At 63.8% G+C, this 13,247-nt stretch carries 14 protein-coding genes and 1 tRNA gene; 6 read left to right on the forward strand and 9 right to left on the reverse strand.

Going from position 1 to position 13,247, the window contains the following annotated elements; all coding sequences use genetic code 11:
• Positions 1-127 precede the first annotated feature (127 nt).
• Both ACSFC5_RS15865 and ACSFC5_RS15870 read right to left on the reverse strand, forming a co-directional pair.
• A complete protein-coding gene (locus tag ACSFC5_RS15865; protein WP_440766207.1) occupies positions 128-658 on the reverse strand; it encodes a hypothetical protein in 531 nt (176 codons plus the stop codon).
• Positions 659-954: 296 nt separating this feature from the next.
• Positions 955-1,545 (reverse strand): DUF192 domain-containing protein, encoded by a 591-nt coding sequence (locus ACSFC5_RS15870; protein WP_440766208.1) that lies wholly within the window; start codon positions 1,543-1,545, stop codon positions 955-957.
• Between the two features lie 237 nt (positions 1,546-1,782).
• Here ACSFC5_RS15870 and ACSFC5_RS15875 point away from each other — a divergent pair, with 237 nt between their 5' ends.
• The 4 genes from ACSFC5_RS15875 to ACSFC5_RS15890 all read left to right on the forward strand — a co-directional run bounded on the left by ACSFC5_RS15875 (position 1,783) and on the right by ACSFC5_RS15890 (position 4,035).
• Complete coding sequence (locus ACSFC5_RS15875) at positions 1,783-2,733, forward strand: oxidoreductase (protein WP_440766209.1); 951 nt, start codon at positions 1,783-1,785, stop codon at positions 2,731-2,733.
• A 104-nt stretch (positions 2,734-2,837) separates the two neighbouring features.
• A complete protein-coding gene (locus tag ACSFC5_RS15880) occupies positions 2,838-3,422 on the forward strand; it encodes a hypothetical protein (RefSeq protein WP_440766210.1) in 585 nt (194 codons plus the stop codon).
• 95 nt (positions 3,423-3,517) lie between these two features.
• Positions 3,518-3,859 carry a ferredoxin gene (locus tag ACSFC5_RS15885; RefSeq protein WP_440766211.1) on the forward strand — a complete coding sequence of 114 codons (342 nt, stop codon included), beginning with the start codon at positions 3,518-3,520 and terminating at the stop codon, positions 3,857-3,859.
• 92 nt (positions 3,860-3,951) lie between these two features.
• A tRNA-Leu gene (locus ACSFC5_RS15890) sits at positions 3,952-4,035 on the forward strand.
• Between the two features lie 272 nt (positions 4,036-4,307).
• Here the strand turns inward: ACSFC5_RS15890 and ACSFC5_RS15895 are convergent.
• From ACSFC5_RS15895 to ACSFC5_RS15910, 4 genes are read right to left on the reverse strand one after another with little or no spacing between them, the layout of a single operon-like run.
• Positions 4,308-5,012: a TOBE domain-containing protein gene (locus ACSFC5_RS15895; protein WP_440766212.1), complete on the reverse strand. Its 705-nt coding sequence runs from the start codon at positions 5,010-5,012 to the stop codon at positions 4,308-4,310.
• Positions 5,012-5,779: an amino acid ABC transporter ATP-binding protein gene (locus ACSFC5_RS15900; RefSeq protein WP_440766213.1), complete on the reverse strand. Its 768-nt coding sequence runs from the start codon at positions 5,777-5,779 to the stop codon at positions 5,012-5,014. Before ACSFC5_RS15900 ends, ACSFC5_RS15895 begins: the two co-directional genes overlap by 1 nt.
• Positions 5,776-6,492, reverse strand: coding sequence for an ABC transporter permease (locus ACSFC5_RS15905; RefSeq protein ID WP_440766315.1), 717 nt, complete (start codon positions 6,490-6,492; stop codon positions 5,776-5,778). Before ACSFC5_RS15905 ends, ACSFC5_RS15900 begins: the two co-directional genes overlap by 4 nt.
• Before the next feature lie 11 nt (positions 6,493-6,503).
• Entirely contained in the window at positions 6,504-7,439 is a 936-nt protein-coding gene (locus tag ACSFC5_RS15910) for an ABC transporter substrate-binding protein (protein WP_440766214.1), read from the reverse strand.
• A 398-nt stretch (positions 7,440-7,837) separates the two neighbouring features.
• On the opposite strand from ACSFC5_RS15910, the gene ACSFC5_RS15915 reads away from it, so the two are divergent.
• Positions 7,838-9,286: an aldehyde dehydrogenase family protein gene (locus ACSFC5_RS15915; protein ID WP_440766215.1), complete on the forward strand. Its 1,449-nt coding sequence runs from the start codon at positions 7,838-7,840 to the stop codon at positions 9,284-9,286.
• Positions 9,287-9,367: 81 nt separating this feature from the next.
• Here the strand turns inward: ACSFC5_RS15915 and ACSFC5_RS15920 are convergent, their stop codons facing one another.
• A complete protein-coding gene (locus tag ACSFC5_RS15920) occupies positions 9,368-10,168 on the reverse strand; it encodes a DUF7344 domain-containing protein (RefSeq protein ID WP_440766216.1) in 801 nt (266 codons plus the stop codon).
• Positions 10,169-10,302: 134 nt separating this feature from the next.
• On the opposite strand from ACSFC5_RS15920, the gene ACSFC5_RS15925 reads away from it, so the two are divergent.
• A complete protein-coding gene (locus tag ACSFC5_RS15925) occupies positions 10,303-10,545 on the forward strand; it encodes a hypothetical protein (protein ID WP_440766217.1) in 243 nt (80 codons plus the stop codon).
• Between the two features lie 28 nt (positions 10,546-10,573).
• Here the strand turns inward: ACSFC5_RS15925 and ACSFC5_RS15930 are convergent, their stop codons facing one another.
• Positions 10,574-12,046: an aldehyde dehydrogenase family protein gene (locus ACSFC5_RS15930; protein ID WP_440766218.1), complete on the reverse strand. Its 1,473-nt coding sequence runs from the start codon at positions 12,044-12,046 to the stop codon at positions 10,574-10,576.
• Positions 12,047-12,120: 74 nt separating this feature from the next.
• Positions 12,121-13,233 (reverse strand): hybrid sensor histidine kinase/response regulator, encoded by a 1,113-nt coding sequence (locus ACSFC5_RS15935; protein ID WP_440766219.1) that lies wholly within the window; start codon positions 13,231-13,233, stop codon positions 12,121-12,123.
• Positions 13,234-13,247: the final 14 nt, after the last annotated feature.

Raw genomic sequence — 13,247 nt, forward strand, 5'->3', positions numbered from 1 at the left:
CACTCATCGTTCAGTACAGGGGAGATCGATACCAATCGCCACCGCCCGTGCTCGCCGAACAAATCGGGGTCAAGCAATCAAAAAAAAGGCGTACAGTCGCTCTGTGGACAGTCCAGCAGGGGCGTGTTCAGGGGCTTGATTCGGTTACGCTCATGTAGACAACTCCCGAGAGACAACCGACAGGGATCGTTATCCACCAGGTGAGAACGACGGCGAGCCCGACGAGACCTGCCGAGAACTCTGCCGCCGCTATCGGTGACCAACTACTCAGTGAAAGGACAGCTCCCGCGGTGAGTACACCACCGATGAGAACGAGGGACACGAGATACGTTCCGATTGCTCCTACCCCACCGGCGACGAGTCCGATGGTCGAGGTAGACGATGGCGACAACCGCCAGACGACAACGCCGAGGAAGAATGCCGAGGGCACGACTACCGGGAGCGCGAAGGCGGGAAACAGGAAGCTTGCTACCCAATCACCACTTCCCCCTCGAACGGCTTCCCCAGCCAGCACGATGCCGACCAGAACGGTGGCGACAACCGCTGCCGATGCAGCTGCGTATCCGGCTCCAATGTCGGGCCGATCTGCGTGGGGGAGGCGACCGGGGCCATATCGCTTGCAAGCACTTCGAAGACCCAGCCGATACGAGGGTTGCATACTGTACAGTTTAGAATAATAATACTTAATCGTTGGGGGGTTGGTCTCCGATCAGTTCGCGGGCAGACATACCGAATCGGACGGTTCGATTTCACGCACCGACTCGATCGACGACAGCCCTACCACCGGCTATCGAAACCGAGAGTCCGAGACGTCTCGAGTTCGAGAGTCGACCGCACCTTCCGAACGCTATCATCTCATACTGACTGCTGTAAGCCATTTCCGGTGGGGCCGTGACCCCGGGGGTCTACGGTCCCAGGCAAATCGGTACAGCAAACCGTATCAGCGGTCGATAGCTACAGTTCGAACTCGAGGCGGTCTCCCTCCTCGACGTCGCGCTCGGCAGTCCACTCGTAGACGACTTCCAGTACGTACTGGCCGCGGCCGGCGTAGGTCTGTTCGCTGCCGTCCTCGTCCGGACCGGGCTCCGGTGCGTGGTGGATATCCGTGATGATTCCCTCGTCGTCGGCGAAGACGATGTCGATCCCGAACGACATCTCTCGCATAAAGAACTCTCGGTCCTCGACCGATTCGTAGACGAACAGCATGCCACGGTCGTCGGGTAACTCCTCGGTGTCGCTCAGGCCCAGCCCTTGGAACTCCGGCGTATCAGCGATGGCTGCCGTTACCGTACCCAGTTCCTCGCCGTCGGAATCCGTTACCGCTACCTCGGTCGTCTCGTACTCCGCGTGAACCTCGGACGAGGCGTCGTCACTGTCGTCGGTGTCGTCGCTCGAGTTCTCCGTTGTCTCTTCGATTTCGTCGCCATCGGTCCCCTCGTCACCGGTATCGTCGGCACAGCCCGCGAGTCCGAGCGAGCCGAGGGTCACAGCGGTACCTGCCAGCACGGTTCGTCGGGTCGAGGTCGACGGCTGTTGCGGAGTCATTTCGATACGGAACCGACCACGAAAGCGGTGATAAGTGTTTGTCGACCGATTCGTGAATATAACTCGGCTGACAAGGTCTGTATCGGCCACCGGGCGGGTTCTTCCCCCGCGTGGCCGACGTTGTGCTGTTCACCACAATCCTCTATGACGTGCTTGGCAGCATCGAACGGAGACCGAGAGCTGTCAGTGGGGAATGCAGTGCGTACGTTTAGGAGTCATGCACGCGTTAGCGTCGCTGTGAACTGGACAGCCGACGACGTCCCCGACCAGCACGGCCGAACGATCGTCGTCACGGGAGCTAACAGCGGGATCGGTCTCGAGGCAACCCGCGAACTCGCCCGAAACGGCGCGACGGTAGTCATGGGCTGTCGGGACACCGAGCGCGGCGAGGCCGCCGCAGCGGACGTCCGCGCGGACGTGCCCGACGCCGACCTCCGCGTCGAAGCCTGCGATCTGGCGAGCCTCGAGTCGATCCGCGCCTTCGCAGAACGCCTCGAGGGCGAGGCGATCGAAGTCCTGATCAACAACGCCGGGACGATGGCGATTCCGCGGTCGGAGACCGAGGACGGCTTCGAGACCCAGTTCGGCGTCAACCACCTCGGACACTTCGCGCTCACGGGGCTGGTGCTCGAGGAACTGCATACGGCCCCCGAAACGACGCCCGCGCGGGTCGTGACGGTCTCGAGTGCCCTCCACGAACGCGGTGAGATCGACTTCGACGACCTCCACGGCGAGCGGTCGTACGACAAGTGGGACGCCTACGGCCAGTCGAAACTCGCCAATCTGCTGTTCGCGTACGAACTCGAGCGCCGGTTTCTCACCGCCGGGCTGTCCGCCAAGAGCCTCGCCGTCCATCCCGGCTACGCGAACACGCAGCTGCAGTTCCGCGGCATCGAGGGTCGCGGCTCCCGGATCCGGTTGTTGGGTCGACGACTCACGAACGCCGTGCTCGCCCAGTCGGCCGAGAAGGGCGCGCTGCCGACGTTGTACGCGGCGACCGCGCCGGACGCGGCGGGCGGCGCGTACTACGGTCCCGGCGGACTGCTGGACATGCGGGGCACTCCCGAACGACAGGCTTCTTCGGAGCGGTCGTACGACCGCGAGACCGCTCGCCGGCTGTGGGACGTCTCGAGCGAGTTGACCGGCGTGACGTACGATCTTCCCGAGCCGAAGTCCCCGTCGTCGTAACGGTCGTACGCCGTACCGAGATAGTGTCCAGACGCGCTCATTTGGACAGTGCCAGCACTACCCTTAGATGGGCCTGATTCCAAACTCGATCGTGATTACAAATCATGAACAACGACAGCGATCGGAGGCTGGTACCTCGTTCTATCGAGGGGACTGAAACGCTAGTTAGCACCGAGTCCGGCGAGATTTTTGTCGACGTCCCCGCCGCGAACGCACGCTATGTCCGCGTCGAAGAAGGTGAAACAGTCCAGGAAGGGGACGTTCGCTCACGGTCAGCGGAAGAGGTCGCGTCCGAGTCGCTGCGGAAGTGGACGATCGAGACGATCGGGCCCGAGACGGTCATCGGAACGGATCAAAAAACGGGTGAGCGTCGCGAATGGGAGCGTGAGGCCCTCGAACAAAAACTCGCTATCGGGGGTCTCAGCACGGATCTCACCGGTTTTGAACGAGTGAACGTAAGCGGAGAGACGAACACGTCGGACCGGAATTCCGTCACCGTGACCGTGTACGGAAACGATAGCCGAAAGTTCACCCAGACGTACCACCCCATCAGCGATTCCGGCGATGAAGATCGCCGTCTCGAACTGACGGAAGCCGATAACCGTGTCAAAACGTTCGAGGCCAGCCTTCGAGAACGGTTCGATCACGCAATCGAGTTCGCACTGCGAAACGAGGGATATGCGATCTGACCGGTGGTCTTCCGCGTCGGGATTCTCGTAGGCGCTGACATGCCCGGCTCGCGGTAACCGTAACGCGAAAGACGACGCAAACTAATTGCTTGCTAATGAGCGACGACGGCGAAATTCAGCGCGCCAGTGACGTCGGATCGTCGGACGCACCATCTATCGAGGAAAAGCCTTACAAGATCATCTTCGAGGCGAACAAGTGCTTCGGCGCGGGCAAGTGCGCCGAGGTCAGCGACAACTGGGAGATGTCCATCAAGTCCGGCATCGCCCAGCCGAACACGTACTTCTTCGCCGAGGAGGACCTCGAGCACAACGTCCGCGCGGCGGAGGTCTGCCCGGCCAAGAAAGACGACGGCTGCATTCACGTCGTCGATCGCCGCACCGACGAAGAGATCGCGCCGGACCCCCACGGCGACGGAACGCTGAGCGTCGACTGGTAGGGCTCGCGTTCGGGACCCGACGAGATCGTATCGCTCGAGGGAACACCGAAACGCACATCCCGAACCGGGGACAACGGACGACTGCCTTCTGTGCGAGGGTAGCCAAGCAGGCCAACGGCGGTGGGCTTAAGACCCGCTCCTGTAGAGGTCCGAGGGTTCAAATCCCTTCCCTCGCATGTCACCGCGAACACTCGTGAGCGGTGACTACGAGCGGAGGGATTTGAATCAGGGAGTGAAGCGGAGCGAAACGACCGTGGTTCAAATCCCTTCCCTCGCATCGCTGTCGCGAGTCATTCACGAGCGACAGCGATCGGACGGGAGGATTTAAACGAGAGAAGACACAGCGCGAACGGAGTGAGCGACCGTCTTCGCGTTGTTCGAATCCGTTCCCTCGCTCACGTTGTACCCGCCATCTCGAGTCACCCGTCGAGCACCGCGTTTCTGTCACCTACGACTCCGACCTCGAGTCCACGCCAATCCCCCTCGCAGCCGTCGCCTTGAACGACGCCGTGATCGACCGGCCGGCCTCGAGTCCCAGTCGCTCCGCGCTGGCGCGAGTGACGAGCGCCTGCAGCGTCGTCTCGTCGCCGAGTCGAACCGTCACGCGGTCGATCGCGTCGCCCGATTCGACGTCCGAGACGGTTCCCGAAAATCGGTTTCGAAGGCTGGTATCGTCGCCTCGAGGCGTTTCGTCGGGGTCGGTCAGCACGACGGCGTCCGAGCGGACGCTGACCTGCACCTCGCTCGCGTCCTCGGGGACGAGCGCCAGTATCGAGCCGACGGTGGTCTCGACCGTCGCGAGTTCACCCGTTCGGTCCCGGACGGTGCCCGAGATAACGGACTCCGTGACCCGGGCGACGCCGTCGAGTTCGGCGGCGTGTCGATCGAACCGCCGGCGGAGGTCGCGAGCGTTCTGCGTCAGCACTGTCCCGCCGCCGCCGCGGCCGCCGCGTTGCCGCTCGGTGACCGGACCGACGGCGTCTTCGATCTCGACGATTCGGTTCTGCAGACGCGCGTACGACCGGCCCAGTTCGTCGGCCGCGCTGTGCATCGAGCCGTGCTCGTCGATCGCCTCGAGCATCTCGATATCGCGGCGATCGATCGTCACGCCGTCGACCGCCAGTGTCGTGGTATAGCCCTTTTCGATCGTCATCAGTAGATCAGCTCCCCGTCGATGAACTGTTGTGTTCGGTCATCGGTCGGCTCCTCGAACACCGTTTCGGTTGGCCCGACCTCGATGACCTCGTTTTCGAGAAGCACCGCGACCCGATCCGCGATCCGTTCGGCCTGGTGCATGTCGTGGGTGGCGATGGCGACGCCGATACCGCGATCCCGCGCGTCGAGGATCGCTTCCTCGAGGACGGCCGTGTTTCGCGGGTCGAGATCCGACGTCGGCTCGTCGAGGAGGAGCACGTCGGGTTCGTACGCGAGGGCCCGGGCGAACGCGACGCGCTGGGCTTCGCCGCCCGAGAGCGACGAGGCGTCCTGATCGGCCTTGTCGGCCAATCCGACGGCGGCGAGCGCGTCGACCACCTCGATGGTGCCGTTTTCGGCTCCGACGAGACTCGCGAGTTCGTGTCGAATGCGGTCCGTCCACGACTGCCTAACCCGGAGCCCGTACTCGGCGTTGCGAACGACGCTCGCGTCGAACAGGCTAGCCTCCTGGAAGACCATCCCGATCCGGCGACGGTACTCGAGTCGCTCGCGGTCGCCGACCGTCCAGACGTCGGTTCCGTCGTACTCGATCGAGCCATCGTCGGGTGCGTCGAACAGCGCGAGCAGCCGCAGCAGCGTCGACTTCCCGACGCCGGAGGGGCCGATAATGGCGACGACCTCGCCGGGCGAGACAGATAGCGAGACCTCCTCGAAGACGGTCTCGTTGTCGTAGGCGTGGTAGACGTCCGTCGCGCGTAGCGTCATCGGTACCGCCCTCCGCCGTCGTTTCCGAGCCGAACGACGATCGCGTTGACGGCCAGGACGAGGACGAGCAGGATCGCGCCGAGGAGCATCGCGGTCTCGAACCGGCCCTGTCGAGCCTCGAGTTGGATCGCCGTCGTGAGCGTTCGGGTGACGGAGGTCCCGTCCGAACGGGCGATGTTACCGCCGACGATGAGGACGGAGCCGACTTCGCTGATCGCGCGGCCGAAGCCGGCGAGGACGGCCGTCGCGATCCCGTAGCGCGCTTCCTTGATGGTGACGAACGCGACGTCCGTCCGCGTCCCGCCCATCGCGTACGCCGCGTCCCGGACGTTCTGCTCCACGCTGCTGACGGCGGCGAGGCTCACGCCGGCGATGACGGGCGTGGCAAGCACGAACTGCGACATGATCATCGCCTCGGGGGTAAAGACGAGATCGAACGAGCCGAGCGGTCCCTGATTCGAGACGGCAAAGAGGACGACGAGACCGACGACGACGCTGGGAAAGCCCATCCCGGTGTTGATGAGCGACGTGAGCAGCGTCTTCCCGCGAAACTCTTTGAAGCCGATGAGGAGGGCGACCGGGAGGCTACACAGCGTGCTCAGCGCGACCGCGATCAGGCTCACGTACAGCGAGACGGAGATGATGCTGCGGATGTAGTTCCACTCGAAGGGGAAGTCGGCGAGCACCGCGAGCGTACCGAGTTCGAGCGATATCACGCGAAAAGTTACTCGTCGGCGTCCGATCCGCTCCACTCCGCGGGGACGTACTGTCGGAAGTTCGGTTCCTCCGAGATCGCTTCCGGGAAGAAGAGCTGTTCGTCTTCGACCGTGTACTCCTCGATGATCTCCTGGCCCTCGAGGCTCGTGATATAGCCGATGTACGCCATCGCGAGGTCGTACTCGACGTTGTCGTGAACGGCGGGGTTGACGGCGACGATTCCGTACGGGTTCATGAGCGACTCCGGCCCGCCCTCGACGGGTCCCTGGACGTGGATCTCGAGGTCGATCTCGCTTCGCATATCGAGATACGTTCCGCGGTCGGCCAGCGTGTAGGCCTCCTGCATGCTCGACTGGTTCAGGATCGCCCCCATTCCGTCGCCGCCGTCGACGTACCAATCGCCGAACTCCTCGACGTTCAGACCGGCCATCTCCCAGAGTTCGAACTCTTTCGTGTGCGTTCCCGACTCGTCACCGCGGGAGACGAACTCCGACTCCGTCTCGGCGATCGTCGTCAACGCCTCTTCGACGTCCTCCTCGCCGGAGATGCCGGCGGGATCGTTCGGCGGGCCGACGATGACGAAGTCGTTGAACATGATGTCGCGGCGATTGACGCCGTACCCCTCCGTCATGAACTCGTCCTCGAGCGACCGGGCGTGGACCATCACCACGTCTGAGTCACCGCTTCGGGCGGTCTCGAGTGCTGCCCCCGTTCCTTGCGCGACGGCATCGACCGTGACGCCGTATCGGTCTTCGAACGGGGCGTTGAGTTCGTCGAGGAGACCGGTGTCGTACGTACTCGTCGTCGTGGTAAGCGTCAGCGTTTCCCTGCTGATCTCCGGGCCGCTATCGTCGTCGTCGCCTCCGAGGGCCGAACAACCCGCTACACCGACCGCAGCACCACTTCCGATTGCGGCGATGAACTGCCGGCGTTGTATCGTCATGGATACTACGACAGACGCCGGGGTGAAATAGGTTTGGATAGCAGGGAAACGGCACCGAGACACTGTTTCCCCGCGGAGCGTGTTGCTATCGAATTCGATCGCGACTCCCGACCGAAATCCTCCGCTCTCAGCCACCAGTGTCGTGATCGGAACCGATTTCGACCGTCCTCCGTTGCGGTACCGAATAGCTCAGTCTCAACTCCAGGACGCGACCTATAGCTTTTTCATTATATTAACCGTCGGAACCCACAAAATTGGTCAAGTTGCGGAAAAATGAAACCAACATCGATTAATACATCTGTGGGTTGATAAGTACCATTATCGGGTTCAAGCGCATCGATTCGGTTACAGCGGGAACACTCGTCAACGGTACGCGCTCGAGTCCGCTGTGGATACCCATGGCAATCGCAACGAACGAACGCTACGAGTTAGTTATCGGTACCGAATCTGAGAATAGATCCGCCGAAGAGTATTTTTCGACGACGGATCCAGCGACTGGCGACCCGATCGCAGAGGTTGCAACAGCAACGGCTGACGACGTCGATCGTGCGGTAACGGCGGCACGGACGGCCCTTCCGGCATGGCGGTCGAAGTCGCCCGTCGAACGCGGACAGATCGTCCACCGAATCGCGGAACGCATTCGAGAGCATGCGGACGAACTCGCGACGATCGAAAGTCGTGATCAGGGGAAACCGCTCAGTCAGGCTCGCGATGACGTCGAGGGAACGGCCCGGTACTTCGAGTACTACGCGGGAACCGCCGACAAACTCGAGGGCGAGAGCATTCCGCTCGGCGAGGACACACTCGATCTGACGACGCGGGAGCCCTACGGGGTGAGCGGCCAGATCATCCCGTGGAATTTTCCGCTGAGTATCACGGCTCGCGGCGTGGCACCGGCGCTGGTGGCCGGAAATACGGCCGTCGTCAAGCCGGCACCGACGACACCGCTCTCCGCGCTCCACCTGGCGGAGATCTGTGCGGAGGCCGGCGTGCCCGATGGCGTCCTCAACGTCGTGACGGGCGGCGCGGAACCGGGCGTCGCACTCTCGTCGCACGAGGGTATCGACCAGCTCACGTTCACCGGGAGCGTCCCCACGGGCGAGGCGGTGATGCGGTCCGCAGCCGAGACGATCACGCCGGTGACACTCGAGTTGGGCGGGAAGAATCCCGCCATCGTGATGCCCGACGCGGATCTCGACGAGGCCGTATTCTGGATTTCGGCGGGAATCTTTACCAACGCCGGTCAGATCTGTTCGGCGGCCGATCGAGCGCTCGTCCACGAATCGATCTACGACGAGTTCGTCGAGCGAATCGTCGCCCGGGCGGAATCGTACACGCTCGGTCCCGGGACGGACGATCCCGATATGGGTCCGCTCAACCACGCCGAACACTTCGACTCCGTCCTCGAGTACATCGACGTCGGGACGACCGAAGGGGCGACCCTCGAGACGGGGGGCGAACCCCTCGATCGAGACGGCCACTTCCTCCCGCCAACGGTCTTCTCCGACGTGGACAACGACATGCGAATCGCCCAGGAGGAGATCTTCGGCCCGGTCCTCACAGTCATCCCGTTTGCCGATCGCGACGAGGCGATCGCCATCGCAAACGACGTCGAGTTCGGGCTTACTGGTGGAGTCTTTTCGCGCGATATTAAACAGGCGTTAACCATGGCTCGACGGATCGATGCCGGAGGCGTCTACGTGAACGAGTGGTTCGGCGGATCGACCGAAACGCCGTTCGGCGGGACGAAAAAGAGCGGGATCGGCCGCGAGAAAGGACTCGAGGGGCTCGACTCGTATCTCCAGACGAAGAACATCTCCGTGAACCTCGACGAGAGAAACGATTAGTCAGTCTCCATCGACGGGTATCGACATTGCAGGCTTTTTCCGGCGGGAAGTGCTCGAGACGCGTCGATCGGCGTCCGAAAATCACTCCTCGAGCGACGATGGTTCCTCCTCGGGCAGTCGTGCGAGCGCTTCGATAGTGGCGGCGGCCGGCTCTGCGGAGTCCGCGGGGCGAACGACGCCGCTCGCCGCGTCGTACTCGAGCGCACCGTCGGCGACCAGTTTCGGCAGTCGGCACTGGACGAGATCGAGATAAACCGTCTCCTTGGTCGTTTCCTCGAGCGAGGCGATCTGTGCCGCGATTGTCTCGACGCTGAGAGGGCGATCGGCGAGCAGCACTGCCTGAAGGGTAAACCAGGCTCGCGTATCGGACGCGAGGCTCGCGACGGTTCGTGCGTGCGGCGAGAGGGAGTCGGTTTCGACGCGTTCGTCCTCGACGTCCTGGCCCTCGAGTGCCCCCAGTTCGACGGTGTGTCGCTGGTTCGCCACTGCGGCGGCCAGACCGACGACGCCGCCGCTCAACATGCCGATGACGAGCAGGAGCGACGAATCCGTGACGGGGTTTCCGACGAGCCCCTCCGCGAGGAGGAAGCCCGAGACGAGGAGACCGGCGGTGAAGGATCCGACGAGACACCACGTCGCGATCGACCACTGATCCTCGTAGGAACGCCGCTGCGTCGCAACCCAGTAGCCCGCGTAGACGAGTGCGAGCGCCGGCGCGATTACGAGCAGGCTCTCGATCGATTGGACGACGATCGGTTCGGGGTAGCGGTAGATCTGTCCCAGCCCGGCGATTCCGAGTGCGATTCCAAGGACCGCGACGAACCACGCCGCGCTCTCCCGCCATCTCGCCGACCGCGGCTGTCTCCTGTCCAGTGAGCCCATCTCTGTCTGTACCGTAGCACGCCACGGAGTAAGAACGTTCTTGCGTTCGTCGAAGGGGAATCGATCGATCCTGCCAACCGGAGCGTGCAGGTACAACTGTTTCACGTCACCGCCTGGTACCACGGCCGAGAGCCATGCCCAACCCGGATCGCGAGCAGTCACGGATTGCCAACAATCGGCTCGCGGTCGCCGTCGTCGTCGGTTCGCTGCTCGTCCTTGCTGCGGTCGGCTTGTTCTATCGAACCGGGCTGGGAACGGCGCTCGTTCCGTCGCACGGGCCTGCAGCCGACGCAGTACCCCTGTTCGGCCTGATCGCCGTGGTCTTGCTCGTGCTCGTCGTCTGGAGCTGGGGCCGGCTGTTCTCGTGGTTCGAGTAGAAACGACGGAGTCGACGGATGGACCGCGTTAGAACGGGTACTCTCGAGACTCCCGCTGCACCGAGATCCACTTTGTCGTCGTTAGCTCCTCGAGGATCGACTCGCCGTTGTATCGCCCCAGTCCGGACTGTTTCATCCCGCCGAAGGGGACGTGGGGCTCGTCGTTGACCGGCTGGTCGTTGATGTGGATCATCCCCGTCTCGATACCGTCGGCGATCGATCGAGCCTGCGCGAGGTCCTCGCTGTGAACCGACCCCGACAGTCCGTGGATGGTGTCGTTGGCCAGTTCGATCGCCTCCTCGTCGCTCGAGTAGGGAATCACGGGCGCGACCGGACCGAAGTGTTCGTTACACGCCGCGGCCATGTCGTTGTCCGCGTCGGAGAGGACCGTCGGCTCGACGACCAGTCCGTCGTGGTCGCCGCCGGTCTCGAGGGTCGCCCCTTCGTCGACGGTCGTCTCGACGTACTCGAGGATCTGATCGCGCTGGCCCGCGTCGATGATCGGTCCGACGACCGTCTCGTCGTCGGTCGGATCGCCGGTCGGAAGGTTCGCCGCGCGGTCGGTAAGCATCCCCACGTAATCGTCGTAGACGTCCTCGTGGACGAGGTGGCGGTTGATCGAGATGCAGATCTGGCCCTGGTGGAGGAACGAACCGAAGGCTCCGCCGTCGACCGCGCGCTCGAGGTCGGCCTCGTCGGTGACGACGTGGACGTTGTTGCCGCCGAGTTCGAGCGCGGGAAGCGCGCAGTTGCCGGCCGCGTTCGCGGCGACTCGCTGGCCGATCTCCGTCGACCCCGTGAAGGCGAGTACCCGCGGGATCTCGTGATCTGAGATCGCGTCCCCAATCTCGGAGCCGCTGCCGGTGACGACGTTGAGGACGCCCTCCGGCACGCCGGCTTCCTCGAAGATCCGGGCGAGGAGCAACCCGCCCGTGATCGGGGTGTTAGAAGCCGGCTTGAGCACGACCGAGTTCCCGGTTGCGATCGCCGGCGCAACCGCTCGCATCGAGAGATGCAGCGGGAAGTTCCACGGCGAGATGACGCCGACGACGCCGGCGGGTTTGCGCTCGACGATGTTCTCCTTCCCGGGAATGGTCGACTCCATCTGCTTCCCGTCCATCCGGAACGGGTAGCTCGCCGCCTGCTGCATCATCGCCATCGCCGTCTGCAGTTCGGCTCCGGATTTGACTCGCGTACTGCCGGACTCGACGGCCAGCAGTTCCGCGATTTCCTCGCGATGCTCGCGGACGAACTCGAGTGCGGCGGTGATCACGCCCGCTCGCGCCTGCGGCGGTTGCTGGGCCCACTCCGTCTGGGCTTCGCTCGCGGCCTCGTAGGCCCGATCGACGTCGTCCTCCGTTCCGGCCGGAACGGTCGCGATCTCCTCGCGCGTGTAAGGGTTCTCGACCGCGATCTCCTCGCGGTCGCTCGGCTCCGCCCACTCGCCCGCGAGATACAGCGAATTCCAGCCCGATTCGGGTGTCAACGGGAGATCTGTCATACGGCGGTGCTACCCGACGAACGCACATAAAAAAGACACCTGCAAACGTAACCCGCCGGCGCTATAACGCGGCCTCAAGACGCCTCTTCAGCGACATCGAACCGAACGGAGACAGACGTCACGCGACCCTGCACCGACGCTTCGATTTCGCCGCCGATTTGCTCGATTACCGCTCTGACGAGGTAGAGCCCGACGTTCGAACCCGGCTCTCCGCTCGTCTCGCCGCCGGTCTCGCTCAGAAACGCCCGCTGGTCCGCGGGCAATGCGACAGGGTCGCCGCGGATAGTGACCGTGGCGGTACCGTCACCGGGGGTCACCGTCACGACGAACGTCGGTGACGATCCAGTGCCGGCCCGAGCGAGCGACGCCAGAAGCTGTTCGATCGCCGAGGAGAGCAGCGGCGTCGCCGCCACCGTCAGCGGTCGGTCGTCGGACCCGCTCCTCGCCAGTTCGACGGTCGCATCCGGACGAGTCTCTCGAAATCGCTCGACTTCGGCCTCGAGAACCGCATCGAGACTGATCGGATCGCGCGCCACACGCCCGGTCGCGTCGAGCGTCGCCACGGCGTCGGCCGCCGTGTCGGTGAGGTCGACGACGTTGTCCATCGCCGTGCGCATCGCTTCGAACGCGTCCGCCCCGCCGGTATCGAGGTGGGCCTCAACCGCGTCGGCCCAGCCGAGCACGACGCTCATCTCGTTTCTCACGTCGTTTCCGACGATGCGATTGAGCAGCGCGAGGCCGTGGTTCGTCTCGACGAGCGCCTGCTGCTGTCGCTTTCGTTCGATCGCGTACCGGAGTGCCCGATAGAGGAGTTCTCCGCTGACGGTGCCCTTCTCGAGGTAGTCCTGAGCGCCGCGTTGAATCGCCGCCGTTCCGACGTCCTCTCCCTCTTGCCCGGTCAGGACCACGATCGGTACGGTCGGCGCGTGCGCCACGACCGTACTGACCGTCTCGAGCCCGCGGCTGTCCGGCAAGTGCAGATCGAGCAAGACGGCGTCGACCGATTCTTCGCGGAGGAGTTCGAGCGCGTCCGCGATGCGATCGACGCGACGGATCCGGTATCTGGTAACGCGGGCGGACCGCTCCAGTCGGTCGAGTCGGTGCTCGCGCAGCAGGCGCTCGATGAGCGTCGCTTCGTCGTCGTCGTCCTCGACCAGTACGACCTCGAGCGCCGACTCGTCGGTCACGGTCGCTCACCGGG

The sequence above is a fragment of the Natronorubrum marinum genome (assembly GCF_052040125.1).
GTDB lineage: Archaea > Halobacteriota > Halobacteria > Halobacteriales > Natrialbaceae > Natronorubrum.